Genomic DNA, 14051 nt, shown 5'->3' with positions numbered 1-14051 from the left:
ACGCCGTGGCCCGGCTGAATCAGCTGGCAGTTCGGCACGAATTGCCGCACGACTCAGGAGCGCCGGATGGATCTGCCCGAGGGACTCGACTGGGTACGCGCATCACCCGCCGGTCGCGCCTGGCTGGCCGCGCTCCCGACGTGGCTGACGGAGTGCGCCGAACGGTGGTCGCTGCGGGTCGGCCCGCCCTTCCGGCAGGCGTACGCCTCACTGGCGCTCCCCGCCCACCTGCCCGACGGCACGGCGGCAGTTCTGAAGCTCCAGTACCCCGACGAGGAGAGCCGGCACGAGGCCGACGCCCTGACCCACTGGGACGGTGACGCGGCGATCCGCCTGCTCGCCCACGACCCCGGGCGGCGTGCCCTGCTGCTCGAACGCTGTCAGCCCGGCACTCCCCTGCACGACCTTCCGCCGGACCGAGCGCTGGACGTGGTGGTCGGACTGCTCCCCCGACTCTGGCGACCGGCCGGCGCGCCGTTCACGCCGCTGGCACAGGAGGCCGCAGGTTGGATCGACCGGATGCCCCGGGCCTGGGAACGGGCCGGCCGGCCGTACGAGCGGCGGCTGCTGGACGCGGCGCTCGACCTGCTCACCGGCCTGGCGTCGAGCCAGGGCGAGCAGGTGCTGGTCAACCAGGACCTGCACGCCGGCAACATCCTCGCCGCCGACGCCCTCACCGCCGACGCCCTCGCCGCCGACGCCCTCGCCGCCGACGCCCTCGCCGCCGACGCCCTCGCCGCCGACCGAGGACCGTGGCTGGCGATCGACCCGAAGCCGCTGACCGGGGAACGGGCGTTCTCGGTCGTACCGATGGTGCGCGGCCCGGAGTTGGGCCACTCACCAGCTGCCGTCCGGCACCGGCTGGACCGGCTCAGCACCGAACTGGGGCTGGACCGGGAACGGGTCCGAGGTTGGACGATCGGCCACACGCTGGCCTGGAGCCTCGCCGACGACACAGTCTTCCCCGAGAAGATCGAGGTGGTCCGCTGGCTGCTCGACACCGATTGAGCTCCGGCTCGGCGATCACGGGGTGGTGGTGCCCGACCCAGCTCCGCGATCTTGCACTTCCTGTCCCGACCTATGGTGCATATCAACCCACTTCGACAACAGAAACTGCAAGATCGGCGCGACGGGCGGGGGGCGGGGGGCGGGGCGGGGCGGGGGGCGGGCAGGGCTGTTCAGCCGGCCTGGCAGGTACGGCACCAGTACAGGTTGCGGCCGGCCAACTCGCCGCGGCTGACCTCGGTGCCGCAGACGTGGCACGGTGCTCCCGGGCGGCGGTAGACGTACACCTCGCCGCCGTGCCGGTCCACTCGCGCCGGCCGGCCCATCGCCTCCGGCAGGTGCGCGTCGCGGACCGTGTCGATCCGGCCGTGCTCGACCGCGAGCCGCATCAAGCCGACCAGGTCGCCCCAGAGCGCGTCCCAGCCGGTCCTGGTCAACTGCCGGCCGGGCATCGTCGGCGGCAGCCCGGCCCGGAACAGCGCCTCGGTAACGAAGATCAAACCGGTGCCGGCCACCACCGACTGGTCCAGCAGCAGCGCGGCGAGAGGGGTGGGGCTGCGGGCGATCCGGGCGTACGCCCTCTCCGGGTCGGCTTCGGCGCGCAACGGATCCGGCCCGAGGCGGTCCCGCAGCGCGGCCACCTCGGGTGGGGTGAGCAGCTCACAGGCCGTGGGCCCGCGCAGGTCGAGCCAGTGTCGGTCGCTGGCCAGCCGTAGTCGCACCTGCCCGACCGGCTCCGGCGGCTCCCCCGGCCCGTCGGTGAACTTGCCGTACAACCCGAGGTGTACGTGCAACGTCAGCTCGCCGGCGTAGTGGTGCAGCAGGTGCTTCCCGTACGCCTCGGTGCCTTCCAGCACGGTCCCGGAGAGCTGGGCTGCGCCCTCGGCGAAGCGGCCCTGCGGGCTGGCGGCGTGCAGCTTGTCCCCGGCGAACAACTCGGCGTGCCGGGCCGCCAGGCGATGGATCGTGTGTCCCTCTGGCACAGGTGCCAAGGATAGCCAGCCCCGCCCGACCGGGCCGCACGCTGACCGACCCCGCCCGACCGGGCCGCACGCTGACCGACCCGGCACTCCGATCGACTCGGGGCCACCGCTGTTGATCGACTCGGGTTTCAGGAAACCGGGGTGTTGCGATGGGCGGGACACCCCGGTTTCCAGGAAGGCGAGTCGATCGAGGTGGGCTGGCGCGGTTCCGGGCGGGTCAGCCCTGGCGCTGCACCGTGACGCCGCTGACGAACGCGGCCCAGGTCGCTGGGGCGAAGGTCAGCGCGGGGCCGGTCGGGTCCTTGCTGTCGCGTACGCCCACGACGCCGGGGAGGTTGTCGGCCACCTCGACGCAGTTGCCTCCACTCCCGCCGCTGCGGGTGCTCTTACGCCAGGTGGCACCGGCAAGATCAGTCATGATGCTCCTCGATGATCGAAGTGATCATTTTCTCCGATTCTGCCTCACCCGAGGCGAGCGCTTCCAGGTCCGACCAGACATGTTCGAAGGCGGCGACCTCGGCTGGCTTGTCCAGATAGAGCGCCCCGGTGATGTTCTCCAGATAGACGGTGGTCGGCTCGGTCGACGCCCTTCCGAAGGCCTGCGGGAAGTCCAGCAGGACGAAGGTGCCGGTCTCGCTGGCCAGCGGCGGCCCGGCGGCGAGCGGCAACACCCGCAGACTCACGTTCGGCAGCGCGGCAACGTCGAGCAGGTGCCGCAACTGCTGAACCATCGCCCGCCGGTCGGGGATCGTGCGCCGCAACACTGCCTCGCTCAGCACGACCCGCAGGGTGGGCGCGGTGGGCAGACGGCGCACAAGGATGCCCTGCCGTTGCAGCCGCACCTCCACCAACTTCTCCCGATCCTCATCGCGCATCGTCGGATTCTTCCGGCGGAACAGCTCGCTGGCGTACTCCCGGGTCTGCAGAAGGCCGGGGATCAACTCGGCGTCATATTGGCGTAGCGCGGCAGCCGACGATTCCAGGCCGACGTACAGCGAGAACCACGACGGAACGACATCACCGTACGAATGCCACCAACCCCTGGCGCGAGTCTCCTTCGCGAGGCTGGCGACGATCTCCCCCATGGCGTCGGTCACCCGGTAGAGGACGCACATCCCGCGGGCGTCCACCACGCGCACCGGGACCAACCCCTTCTCGATGCGCCACACCTTCTGCCGGGAGCAGTCCAGTGCTTTCGCCACAGCGTCCAGTGTCACCGAGGCGTCCTCCCGAAGCTGCGTGAGCAGCCGCCCGAGCTGCCGCCGAGGAACCGTGGACCCGCCTGTTTCATCCACCATGCAACATCACCGCTCTCCTCCTGCAACACCGATTGTTTCGCCCCGAGCGCATTTTCTTACCATTCCTCGTGCGTCAATATGGCCTGAGGTTAAAGCGGGTCGGGGCGTTGCACAAGGTGGCCAGCATGAAACATGCTGTCACGCGTCAGGGATCCCATAAATTGCGTCGACAATAGCCCTTCGCCTCATCCCACGAATTGATACACGGGCCGGTGCGGGGCCATTCCTCGGGGAGGGCGCCACAATGCGCGTCTCGTACAATGAATATCTGTTGGTCACCGCGCTGACCCTCGCCCGCCGCCACCGTCCGGTCTGGAGTTGGACGCGCTGGCGCACGGTGTGCCGCTGCGGCGCGGACCTGCCCTGCCGGGCGCGGCACCGCATCCCGATCAGCCGCGGGCACTGGCCGACGTGACCGACCTGAAGCCCGGCGACCTGCTGCAGATCGGCGAGGCGTGCTCCGTGCAGTTCGCCGGCGACCGGGCGCTGCGCCTTCGGCTGGTGAGCGTGGATGCGCGCCCGACCTACCACGGTTGGGTGTGGCTGACGGGTTACGTACTGAACGACAAGGGCCGTGCCGTCGACAAGCGGGAGGTGTTCGTGCAGCAGGCCGGCGTGCGGCTGCTGCGCGCCGCTTCCGTGCTCACGCCCCACCGGGCAGGTCCACCGCGATCCGCCGCTGATCGACTCGGGTTCAAGGAAACCGGGGTGTCCAGGTAGGCGGGACACCGCGACTTCCAGAATGCCGAGCCGATCAAGACCGGACCGGGCCGGCTTCGGCGGGCGTACCCAGGATTGGTGTCAGGAAACGCCCAGGTGGGTATTTGAGGGCCGACACCGCGTGGGTGCCACCCTTTCCGTCGGCCACCACGCATTCATCAGGAGGTGTGTAGTGGTCAGGATTCCTTCGCTGTCCCGCCGGTCCGAGCCGGCACCGACGCGGGACGAGAACCTCGACGGCCGCGTGGACGGCCGCGACACCCCGGTCACCGAGACCGGTCAGTCCGACGACAGCGTCGGCCGCCCGGTGGTCACCGACCGGGACGCCGACCAGACGACGTACCGCAGCGCCGAAGCGACCGGCGGCCAGACCAGCGAGGCCGAGCGGCGGGCCAATGAGCGGGCGGCCGTGGCCCGAGCCGCCACCGCGCGACCGGTGGAGACCGAGTCCCGGGGCACCGCTTCCCGCCCGGTCGCACCCGAACCCGTGAACGGCGGCACGGCCCGCCCGGTCGCACCCGAGCCGGTGAACGGCACGACCAGCCCGGTCACACCCGAGCCCCGCACCGGCACCGCCAACAAGGTGGAGACCGAGTCCCGGCCCACCGTCGTCCCGACCACGGCGCGTGCCGCCGAGCGGGACGCGGACCTCGACAGCACCACCCGTCGGCCCGACACCACCGACCGGGTTACCACCGACCGCCCGGTCGACCCGACCCCGGGCGTGAGCACGCCCGAGCCGCCGGTGACGCGTGGCCCGAAGCCGCGGGCCAGCCTGCTCGCCACCCTCGGCCTGATCGTCTCGGTCGCCGGCGCGATGTTCGTGCTGACCGGAACCCTGGCCGGGTACGGCATCGGGCTCGGCGCGTTCGGTGCGGTGCTCGCGGTGCTCGGCCTGATGGCCACCCGTCGCCGGCACGTCGCCGGCAAGACCGACGCGCTCTTCGGTGTGCTGATCGGGCTGGCCGCGGTCGTGATCGGGGTGCTCGCGATGACCGGCCAGTTCGACTGGCCGACCACCGACGGCGACTGGGTGCCGCGCTTCCGGGAGTGGCTCGACTCACAGTTTGTGGATCGTTTCTAGCGGGCACTGTTCCGCTCGCCGGTGATCCACCGGCGAAAGCCGGCGGTTCGCCGGCAGCCCGATCAGTCCGGTGGTTCACCGGCCGGGAGACACCCTTTCAGGGGCGGCGGTTCGCCGCCCCTGAAGTGTGTCCGGGGCCCGGCAGTTCGTTTCCTGGGGATGGCTCGCCGGCCGACCGGAAGCCCTACGGACAGCGACGGGCCGCCCACCCCTGCCTGCCGCCTTTGCTCTGCTGCCCCCAATGCGCCACTCGCAGGGCCGGCATCCGGCCCGCGGGTGGCGCACCTGAGGCAGCAGAGCAAAGGCCCCGCGAAGGCCCTGCGGCAGGTGGCCGGAAACACGAAACTCCAACCCGCGCCGCCGCCGCGCAACGATTGGTAGCTACATGCCGCCCAGACGCAACGAATCTTCGGTCTGCGCAACTCTCGGTGGTGGATCCTGCCGCTGACGCCGCATACCGTTGAGCAACGGCGCCAGCCCGTGGGCCACGGTGGCCGGGCGCGCCCGACCCCTGGGAGCAGGACAATGACGATGGACGCCACCAGCCAGCGCCTGTTGATGTGCCGGCCGACGTACTTCGCCGTCGATTACGCGATCAACCCCTGGATGGACCCGAGCGCGCCGGTCGACGCCGCGCTGGCCGTCCGGCAGTGGGAGCAGCTGCGCCAGACATACCTTGGCCTGGGCCACACCGTCGAGGAGATCACTCCGGTGCCCGGCCTGCCCGACATGGTCTTCGCCGCCAACGGCGGCACCGTGATCGACGGCAAGGCGATGGCCGTGCAGTTCCGCGACCCGCAGCGCGCCGACGAGGCGCCGGCGTACCGAGCCTGGTTCGAGGCCGCGGGCTTCGAGATGTACGACCCGAAGCACGTCAACGAGGGCGAGGGCGACGTCCTGCTGGCCGGTGACCACCTGCTGGCCGGCACCGGCTTCCGCACAGCGCACGCCGCACACGCCCAGTTGCAGGAGGTCTTCGGCTACCCGGTGGTCACCATGCAACTGGTCGACCCGCGCTTCTACCACCTGGACACCGCGTTGACCGTGCTCGACGAGCGGACCGTGGCGTACCTGCCGGAGGCGTTCTCCCCGGGCAGCCAGGCTGTGCTGCGCCGGCTCTTCCCCGACGCGGTGCACGCCACCATGGCCGACGCCGAGGTGCTGGGGCTGAACGCGGTCAGCGACGGGCGGCACGTTGTGCTGCCCGCGCAGGCCACCGACCTGGCCGCCAAGCTGCGCGACCGGGGCTACGAAACCATCGGGGTCGACCTGTCCGAGCTACGTAAGGCCGGCGGCGGACCGAAGTGCTGCACGCTGCGACTCCGTCAGGGAAAGGCAAGCAAGTGATCGTGGATGACAAGCTGCGTACGCCGGGAGCGGTCCGGGACGCCGAGCGCTGGACCGCGCACAACTACCACCCGCTGCCGGTGGTGATCTCGTCCGCCGAGGGCGCCTGGCTCACCGATGTGGACGGCCGCCGCTACCTGGACTGCCTGGCCGGCTACTCGGCGCTGAACTTCGGTCACCGGCATCCGCAGCTGATCGCCGCCGCGCACGCCCAACTGGACCGGCTGACGCTGACCAGCCGTGCGTTCATCCACGACCAGTTCGCCGACTTCTGCCGGGAGCTGGCCGAGCTGTGCGGCAAGGACCTCGTGCTGCCGATGAACACCGGCGCCGAGGCGGTGGAGACCGGGATCAAGGTGGCCCGCAAGTGGGGTTACCAGGTCAAGGGCGTGGCCGCCGGGCAGGCCAACATCGTGGTCGCCGAGGGCAACTTCCACGGGCGGACCACCACCATCGTGAGCTTCTCCACCGACGAGGACGCCCGCGCCGACTTCGGGCCGTACACCCCGGGGTTCACTGTCGTGCCGTACGGCGACCTGGACGCGCTGACCGCCGCGATCAACGAGAACACCGTGGCCGTGCTGCTGGAGCCGATCCAGGGTGAGCAGGGTGTGGTGGTGCCGCCGGAGGGCTACCTCCCGGGCGTACGCCAGGTCTGCACCGAGCGCAACGTGCTGTTCATCGCCGACGAGATCCAGTCGGGCCTGGGGCGTACCGGCGCGACCTTCGCCTGTGACCACGAGGGCGTCGTGCCGGACATGTACCTGCTCGGCAAGGCGCTCGGCGGCGGCATCGTGCCGGTGTCCGCGGTGGCCGCGAACGCCGACGTGCTCGGCGTCCTCAAGCCCGGCCAGCACGGCTCCACCTTTGGCGGCAACCCGCTCGCCTGCGCGGTGGCGATCGAGGTGGTCCGGCTGCTGGCCACCGGCGAGTTCCAGCGCCGCTCGGCCGAGCTGGGTGATCGGCTGCGGGCCGGCCTGGAAGGGCTGCTCGGCAAGGGCCTGGTCGGGGTGCGCGTCCGTGGCCTGTGGGCCGGTCTGGACATCGACCCGGCGCTGATGACTGGTCGGGAGGCGTGTGAACGGCTGGCCGCGCGCGGAGTCCTCGCCAAGGACACCCACGGCTCCACCATCCGGCTCGCCCCACCCCTGGTCATCACCGAGGAGGAGATCGACCTGGCGGTGGCCCAGCTGGCCGAGGTACTGGCCGGCTGACCCAGGAACGTGGTGAAAGGCGGGCGTCGGAGTTCCGACGCCCGCCTTTCGCGTCAGGGGCGGGGCAGGCGCATCGCCATCGTCGGTGCCTCGGCCATCACCGAGGTGGGGGTGAACGGGGCACCGGTGGGCAACTCCTCGGCCCGACCGATCTGCACCCCCGGGTACAGCTCCACCATGTCGTTCTCGCCCAGCACCCGGGACTGCTGAGGTGCCAGCGGGATCCGGTCCGACTCGGTCATCGAACCAGCCGGGCGGATGCCGGAGCCGTTGGTGCTGACGTCGGTCACGATGACCTCGCCGACCCGCAGCTCGAAGCGGACGTGACCACGGCTGATCCAGCGTCGGGCCTCATCGTTGAGCCACTGCCCGAGCATGATCCCGCCGTCCTGCTCGGGAGCCCGACCAGCCACGACCGGCTGCTCCTCGCTGAGCACGAACCGCCGCCGGACCAGGCCGCCGACGCGCACCGCGAGCACCTCCGTACGCGGACGCGGGCCGCCGTCACCGAGCCGTACGCCGTGTCGGGGGCAGGTCGGCACGCCGTTGCGCAACGCGGGCGGCGGCTGCGCGGCGGGGCTGCGGTCGGCACCACCGGCCAGGTCGGCGAACGCGCCACCCCCACCACCGCCGCCGAACAGCGCGCAGCCCGACTCCGGGCAGCGCCACTGGCGAGCCAGCAGCTTGACGCCGGTCGGCGAACGCTTGCCGGCCACCGGCGAGTGCCCACCACCGACGTGCGCGATGAACACCGGCCCACCGGCGCCCGGCACCGGCGCGACGACCCGGCCAGGCTGCTCGACCAGCCACGGGAAACGCCCGCGCAGCCCGTCGAAGCGGACCCGGCTGAGCACCGGCAGACCGAGCAGGTCGGCGACCTCCAGCATCCGGTCGCCCGGGTTGTCGAGCACCTCGACGAGCCCGTCGTCGGCCCAGCGCCGGACCACCATCCGCTCGTTCGAGGTGAGGTCGGCGTCGGAGAGCAACGCCCGGTGCACCACCGCGTAGACCTGGACGCTGTCCTCCTCCAGCTCACGGGAGAGCGCGTCGATGACCATGCCGAGGCGTAGCAGGCTGGCCGGCCGACCACCGTCGATGTCCTGGTAGCGAATCACCTCGGCCAGGTCGACCACGGCTCGGGCCAGTGACGGGTCCGTGCAGACCCGACCCTCGATGGCATCCAGAACCTTGCTGATCTCGAATCTCATGCCGCACTCCGGACGATGTCGTCAATTTGCCGGGCCAGCTCGATGTCCCGGTGGGTGACCCCACCGGCCGAGTGCGTGACACAGCGGAAGGTCAGGGTCCGCCATCGGATGTCGATGTCGGGATGGTGGTCGAGTTCCTCGGCCACCGTCGCCACCCGGTCCACCACCGCGATGGCCGCCGGGAAACTGCCGAGCTGAGCGGTACGACCGATGCCGGTCGGGTCACCCGACCAGTCGGGCAATCGGCCCAGCTCTTCTCGCACCGCGTCCGCGGTGAGCAGGTCTGCCATGACCAGACCCTACCGGTGGCGCGTCTGGCGAGCCGGACGCGCCACCGGTCCGGATCAGTCCCTGACCGAACCGTCCTCGGTCTCACTTCATCAATCGGTTCGCCTGATCCTTGACGATCTGGGTCGTCGCGGTCCAGGAATACGGCGATGGGGCGGGCATCATCAGATGCCCGCCCCACCACTCAGTCCTCGTAACGGCCGCGCAGCGGCCATTGCCGTTCAGCCGCGCACTGGCCGCCCCACCTCGTGCAGGTGAGCGAGTGCCTGCCGGTACGACTCGACCAGCCCGGTCTCCGCGTACGGGATGCCCTGCTCGACGCAGTAGGCCCGGACGATCGGCTGGGCCCGGCGCAGGTTGGCACGCGGCATGTTCGGGAACAGGTGGTGCTCGATCTGGTAGTTGAGACCACCCAACGCCGTGTCCACCAGTCGGCTGCCCCGCACGTTGCGGGAGGTCAGCACCTGCTTACGCAGGAAGTCCAACTCGTCCTCGGCGGTCGGCATCGGCATGCCCTTGTGGTTCGGCGCGAACGCGCAGCCCATGTAGAGACCCCACAGCGCCTGGTGCACGACGGCGAAGAGCAGCGCCTTGACCGGAGACATGACCGCCAACAGCAGCGCCACGTACGCGGCGGTGTGCGCGACGAGCAGCGCCGCCTCGACCGCCCGGTGTCGCATCGGGACGGTGTACCCGCCGTTCGGCTCCCGGCCGATGATCGCCCGGATGCTCGCCACGTGCAGGTTCAGCCCCTCCAGCAGGAGCATCGGGAAGAAGAGGTACGCCTGCCGCTTGGCCATCCAGCGACCGATCCCCCGGGTCTCCAACGCCTGCTCGGGCGTCCACACCAGGGCACCCGCGCCGACGTCCGGGTCCTCGTCCTCGTGGTTCGGGTTGGCGTGGTGCCGGTTGTGCTTGTCGACCCACCAGCCGTAGCTGAGCCCGACCGCCGCGTTGCCGGCGAACAGCCCCACCACCTCGCTGGGGCCACGCCGACGGAACATCTGCCGGTGCCCGGCGTCGTGACCGAGGAACGCGACCTGGGTGGTGGCCACCGCCATCAGCGCCGCGAGCGGGAGCTGCCACCAGGAGTCGCCGAGCAGGAACACGGCCACCCAGCCGGCCACGAAGGCGCCGAGGGTGAGCACGATGCGGGTGACGTACCAGCCGGGACGCCGCTCCAGCAGGCCTGCCTGGCTGATCCGTCGGGACAACTGTGCGTAGTCACTGCCTCGCCGTCGTACCGGCGGTTCCGCCACCGCTCCGAGCGCCATCGCTGCTCCCGTTCCGCTTGCGCCCGTACCGGGGTAGTTCGGGCTTAATGTCAAGTGTCTCGATCGCGGTAGCGGTAAGTAACCCCGACAACCCCCGAATGGGGGGTAGGGCAGGCCCTACCCCTACTGGTTCGACTCAGCTCAGTCGGCCCACCGCGGCGCGCAGTCGAGCCAGGTCACGTCGCCGCCGCTCGTAGGTTGCGGCGAGCCCGACCAGCGCCAGCCCGCCGACTCCCAGGTAGATCCACCGGGGCAGCAGATCCCACCCCCGGGCCATCTCGTGCAGCGCCAACAGCGTCAGCACCCCGCCACCGAGCAGCACCGGCGCCTGCCACCGGCGGGTCGCGCCGGCCAGCACCGCCCCGGTCGCCGCGGCGCCGAGGAGCAGTCGCCGCCACGGCTGCGGGTCCGCCCCGACCAGCACCGACACGAGGCTGGGCAGCAACGCAGCGACCAGCCCCGGGCCGAGGGCCGGCCAGCTGGTCAGCCCCGGCCGGGTGCGCAGCGCCAACAGACCCGCTCCGACGGCGAGCGCCGCTGCGGGCAGGGTGTACGCCTCCAGCACGGTCACCCCACCGGCGGCGAGCAGCACCCAGGCCCCGAGCAACTCGCTGCCGGCGGCGATCCCGGCGAACGCCCACCGCCGACCGGCTGGTTCGCCCCGGCGCAGCAGTCGCAGCGCCACGGCGACACCCCAGAGCACGCAGACGGTGGCGAGGTGCCGCGCCACCTCGACGGCGAGCACCGCCGCCACCAGCGCGACGGCCTGCGCGGTGGCGTCCAGCACCCGTCCGAGCCGGACCCGCGCCGGGGTGAGCGCCGCAGCGGCAAGCACCAACCCGGCCACCGCCAGCAGCGGGTACGCGGCAGCCCGCACCGGCAGCCCGGCGGCGAGCGGGGCGGTCACCGCCAACGCGGACGCCGCGCCCACGGCGGCGAGACAACCGGCGACCCGTACCTCGAACCGGCGCGCCCCGGCGGCGACCGCGACCGCCGCCACCAGCAGCGCCCCCTCGGCCGCGAGCGTCCCCGCCCGGGTGGCCAGCAGACCGAGCACACCGGAGGCCACCAGCACCACGCCCACCGGCACGGCGACCGGTGTGAGCGCCGGGCGGGCCTCCGTCAGCGCGGTGAACAGCAGCGCGGCCAGGCCGGCGAGCAGAACGGCGGCCGGCAGCACCGGCCACGGCGCGCCGATCGCGACGAGCAGCACCGGCAGCGCCGCCGCGACGAACGGCAGCGCGGGCGGCACCGGCAGGCCGACCCGCCGACCGGCCAGCGCGCCGGCCACCGCCAGCACGACCAGCGCAAACCCGACCGGAAGCACCGACAGGTCTGCGACGACCGTGGGCACCCCCGACCACAGCCGGTTCCAGCCGCCGTAGGGCGACCCGAGCGCGGTCAGCACCGTCGGCAGGGCTGCCAGGACGGCGACCACCGCCAGCGTTCCGCCGGCCACCAGCAACAGCGCCGACCGGGCCGACTCGCGCCCGTCGGCCGCCGGCCGGGCCCCGAGGGCCGCCTGGTCGGAGACGCTCGCCGACGGCAGCAGGTGGACGACGAACGCGACACCCAGCGCGGCCAGCGCCGCGTACAGCACGAGCGGCTCGTCACCCGCCCCGACCAGCGGCGCGAGGCCGGGCACGGTCACCGCGGCGACGGCGCCCGTCACCGCGTACCCGATCAGCTCCGCACGGTGGCGGCGGGCCGCGAGCGCCGCGACCAGCGACAGCCCGGCGGCGGCCAGCGCGAGCCGGGCCTGCCACCAGGGCGGCCCGCCCGCGGCGAACATCGCCACCGCAGCGATCCCGGGCAGCGCGATCTGCCCGACCACCAGCCCCGTGCCGGCCACCTCCCGGTACGCGCCGACCCCCCGTCGGACGGCCAGTGCCAGCCCGACCACGGCGAGCACGACGAGCGCCACCAGGGCACCGGTCGGGGAGGTCAGGGCGACCAGCAGCCCGTGCCCGAGCAGGACGGCACCGCCGAGCGCACGGGTGCGCAGGGCGACCGGTGGGGTGCTCGGGCGGGCCAGCACGGCGAGCAGCAGCGCGACCCCGCCGACCAGGTCGACGGCCACCACCTGAGGCCAGGAAGCCGACCAGCCGGCGGGTACGGCGAACAGCACCGCCACTGCGCCGGCCGTGGCGAGCACCGCCCGCGCGCCACGGGGCAGCAGGAGCACCGTCGCGCCGATCGCCAGCGCCACCGCGGGTGCCAGCTGCCAACCCCAGCGCAGGTCCGGCCCCGTCCCAGCCCCGCCCCAGGGCGGCAGCGACCGGCCGACGGCGGCGAGCGCCAGCCCGATGGTGATCAACACGGTGACCTGCGCCGTGCCCGCCGCGACGAACAGCGCACCCGCCCGCGGACCGGTCCGCCAACCGCCGCCACCATCCACCGCCGCCACCGCCGGCAGGAGCCGCACGGCGGCGGCCATCCCCAGCGCCACAGTCGCCGCCGCGAGCAGCAGCACTGACGGCCGCAGCTCCGCCACCGGACGCAGCAGGGCGGCGGCGAGCACCGGCACCAGCAGCCCGGCCGCCACCGCCCGCAGCGCCCGCCCCCCGACGAGCCAGGCCGCACCGAACCCGGTCAGCGCGACCAGCAACAGCGGCACCCCGGCCAGCAGTGGCGAGCCCCCCGCCCGCCCACTGACCAGCGGCACCACCGCGCACGCCGAGGCGCCCACCAGCGCGGCGACGTGACCGGCGCCGGCCAGGACCCGGCCGACGAGCTGTGCCGCCCCTCCCCGGCCGCGCAGCGCGGCCAGCACGGCCAGGTTCAGCGACGCCACCCCGAGCAGGACCAACGCCCACCCCGCCGCACCCAGCCCGGCCTCAGCGGCGAGCAGCGGCAACGCCGGCTGGGCGGCCACCAGAGCGGCGAACCAGGGCCCCGTCAAGCCGCTCCACCGGCCGTACGCCACGGCGACCGCCGCGCTGGCCCCCCCGACCAGCGCGGCGTACCGGCTGCCCGGCCAGTCGGCCACGCCGGCCAGGTCCACCGACCAGGCCGCGTAACCGTCCAGCACCACCAGCAGCAACCCCACCGCGGCGAACGTCTCCGCCGTACCGCGCAGCCCCCGGCGGACCGCCAGCAGGGGTACGCCCAGGGCGAGCGCGGTGAACGCCGCCAGGATCAACGCCCGCCCGGCGACCCCCACCGCCGCCCAGGCGACCGCTGTGAACACCACCGCCGCGGTGCCCAGCAGGAGTCCACCGAGGACGAAGAGCAGACCTTGGACCGTCCGGGTCGAGGTCTCCGCCGCACCCGGCCGCGAATCCGCCGCCACCCCAGGGCCAGGGCCGATGGACGGCGGCGGTCCGACGAGAGGCGCCGGGCGCGCCACGGCCGAGGCCGCCAACCCGGCGCGGACGACCGCGGCCAGTTCGGCCCGCCGCCCGGACACGGTCGACAGCCGCCCAGCCAGCTCGGTGTACGCGCGACGAGCCCGCTCCACCTGCGGCTCAAGCTCGGCGACCTCCCGGCTCAGCCGAACCACCTCAGCGGCGATCGGGTCGGGCGCCCGCCGGCAGCCGGAGCAACCGGCGCTCAGATCGGCCGGCGCACCGCAGGCGGGGCAGGGGTAACGGGTGTCGTTCACCCGGTCATCATCGACAGCCGACCGGG

The 14051-nt window shown here is 72.7% G+C and carries 13 protein-coding genes; 6 read left to right on the top strand and 7 right to left on the bottom strand.

Features of this window, described 5'->3' with window-relative positions:
* Nucleotides 1-66 precede the first annotated feature (66 nt).
* Entirely contained in the window at nucleotides 67-1008 is a 942-nt protein-coding gene (locus ACFYP0_RS21315) for an aminoglycoside phosphotransferase family protein (RefSeq protein WP_386997287.1), read from the top strand.
* A gap of 170 nt (nucleotides 1009-1178) precedes the next feature.
* Here ACFYP0_RS21315 and ACFYP0_RS21310 read toward each other — a convergent pair whose 3' ends face one another.
* The 3 genes from ACFYP0_RS21310 to ACFYP0_RS21300 all read right to left on the bottom strand — a co-directional run bounded on the left by ACFYP0_RS21310 (nucleotide 1179) and on the right by ACFYP0_RS21300 (nucleotide 3286).
* Nucleotides 1179-1988, bottom strand: a complete 810-nt coding sequence (locus ACFYP0_RS21310) for an Fpg/Nei family DNA glycosylase (RefSeq protein ID WP_356976692.1) — start codon at nucleotides 1986-1988, stop codon at nucleotides 1179-1181.
* A 217-nt stretch (nucleotides 1989-2205) separates the two neighbouring features.
* On the bottom strand, nucleotides 2206-2406 hold the full coding sequence (locus tag ACFYP0_RS21305) for a DUF397 domain-containing protein (protein WP_356976694.1): 201 nt from the start codon (nucleotides 2404-2406) through the stop codon (nucleotides 2206-2208).
* Nucleotides 2399-3286, bottom strand: coding sequence for a helix-turn-helix domain-containing protein (locus ACFYP0_RS21300; RefSeq protein WP_356976696.1), 888 nt, complete (start codon nucleotides 3284-3286; stop codon nucleotides 2399-2401). Before ACFYP0_RS21300 ends, ACFYP0_RS21305 begins: the two co-directional genes overlap by 8 nt.
* Before the next feature lie 244 nt (nucleotides 3287-3530).
* Between ACFYP0_RS21300 and ACFYP0_RS21295 the strand changes: the two genes are divergently transcribed.
* From ACFYP0_RS21295 to rocD, 5 genes are all read left to right on the top strand, one after another.
* Nucleotides 3531-3701, top strand: a complete 171-nt coding sequence (locus ACFYP0_RS21295; protein ID WP_386997284.1) for a hypothetical protein — start codon at nucleotides 3531-3533, stop codon at nucleotides 3699-3701.
* A complete protein-coding gene (locus ACFYP0_RS21290; protein WP_386997282.1) occupies nucleotides 3698-4006 on the top strand; it encodes a hypothetical protein in 309 nt (102 codons plus the stop codon). The genes ACFYP0_RS21295 and ACFYP0_RS21290 overlap by 4 nt, the downstream gene beginning before the upstream one ends.
* Nucleotides 4007-4178: 172 nt before the next feature.
* Complete coding sequence (locus ACFYP0_RS21285) at nucleotides 4179-5090, top strand: thrombospondin (protein ID WP_356976700.1); 912 nt, start codon at nucleotides 4179-4181, stop codon at nucleotides 5088-5090.
* A 531-nt stretch (nucleotides 5091-5621) separates the two neighbouring features.
* Nucleotides 5622-6437, top strand: coding sequence for a dimethylargininase (ddaH, locus tag ACFYP0_RS21280; RefSeq protein ID WP_355494637.1), 816 nt, complete (start codon nucleotides 5622-5624; stop codon nucleotides 6435-6437).
* Nucleotides 6437-7651: an ornithine--oxo-acid transaminase gene (rocD, locus tag ACFYP0_RS21275; RefSeq protein ID WP_355494638.1), complete on the top strand. Its 1215-nt coding sequence runs from the start codon at nucleotides 6437-6439 to the stop codon at nucleotides 7649-7651. The genes ddaH and rocD overlap by 1 nt, the downstream gene beginning before the upstream one ends.
* A gap of 53 nt (nucleotides 7652-7704) precedes the next feature.
* Here the strand turns inward: rocD and ACFYP0_RS21270 are convergent, their stop codons facing one another.
* The 4 genes from ACFYP0_RS21270 to ACFYP0_RS21255 all read right to left on the bottom strand — a co-directional run bounded on the left by ACFYP0_RS21270 (nucleotide 7705) and on the right by ACFYP0_RS21255 (nucleotide 14025).
* Nucleotides 7705-8859 (bottom strand): FHA domain-containing protein, encoded by a 1155-nt coding sequence (locus ACFYP0_RS21270; RefSeq protein WP_355494495.1) that lies wholly within the window; start codon nucleotides 8857-8859, stop codon nucleotides 7705-7707.
* Nucleotides 8856-9149 carry a 4a-hydroxytetrahydrobiopterin dehydratase gene (locus ACFYP0_RS21265; protein WP_355494496.1) on the bottom strand — a complete coding sequence of 98 codons (294 nt, stop codon included), beginning with the start codon at nucleotides 9147-9149 and terminating at the stop codon, nucleotides 8856-8858. The genes ACFYP0_RS21270 and ACFYP0_RS21265 overlap by 4 nt, the downstream gene beginning before the upstream one ends.
* 219 nt (nucleotides 9150-9368) lie before the next feature.
* On the bottom strand, nucleotides 9369-10421 hold the full coding sequence (locus ACFYP0_RS21260) for a fatty acid desaturase family protein (protein WP_386997279.1): 1053 nt from the start codon (nucleotides 10419-10421) through the stop codon (nucleotides 9369-9371).
* Nucleotides 10422-10557: 136 nt separating this feature from the next.
* Nucleotides 10558-14025: an SCO7613 C-terminal domain-containing membrane protein gene (locus ACFYP0_RS21255; RefSeq protein WP_386997277.1), complete on the bottom strand. Its 3468-nt coding sequence runs from the start codon at nucleotides 14023-14025 to the stop codon at nucleotides 10558-10560.
* Nucleotides 14026-14051: the final 26 nt, after the last annotated feature.

Source organism: Micromonospora arida, assembly GCF_042873195.1.
GTDB classification, from domain to species: domain Bacteria; phylum Actinomycetota; class Actinomycetes; order Mycobacteriales; family Micromonosporaceae; genus Micromonospora; species Micromonospora arida.
This window is presented reverse-complemented; position numbering and strand designations above follow the sequence as displayed.

Excerpts from the sequence above, each read along its gene's own strand:
- ACFYP0_RS21300 (WP_356976696.1), bottom strand. The coding sequence starts at position 3,286 with ATGGTGGATGAAACAGGCGGGTCCACGGTTCCTCGGCGGCAGCTCGGG.
- ACFYP0_RS21270 (WP_355494495.1), bottom strand. The coding sequence starts at position 8,859 with ATGAGATTCGAGATCAGCAAGGTTCTGGATGCCATCGAGGGTCGGGTC.
- ACFYP0_RS21260 (WP_386997279.1), bottom strand. The coding sequence starts at position 10,421 with ATGGCGCTCGGAGCGGTGGCGGAACCGCCGGTACGACGGCGAGGCAGT.
- ACFYP0_RS21315 (WP_386997287.1), top strand. The coding sequence starts at position 67 with ATGGATCTGCCCGAGGGACTCGACTGGGTACGCGCATCACCCGCCGGT.
- ACFYP0_RS21305 (WP_356976694.1), bottom strand. The coding sequence starts at position 2,406 with ATGACTGATCTTGCCGGTGCCACCTGGCGTAAGAGCACCCGCAGCGGC.
- ddaH (WP_355494637.1), top strand. The coding sequence starts at position 5,622 with ATGGACGCCACCAGCCAGCGCCTGTTGATGTGCCGGCCGACGTACTTC.
- ACFYP0_RS21265 (WP_355494496.1), bottom strand. The coding sequence starts at position 9,149 with ATGGCAGACCTGCTCACCGCGGACGCGGTGCGAGAAGAGCTGGGCCGA.
- ACFYP0_RS21295 (WP_386997284.1), top strand. The coding sequence starts at position 3,531 with ATGCGCGTCTCGTACAATGAATATCTGTTGGTCACCGCGCTGACCCTC.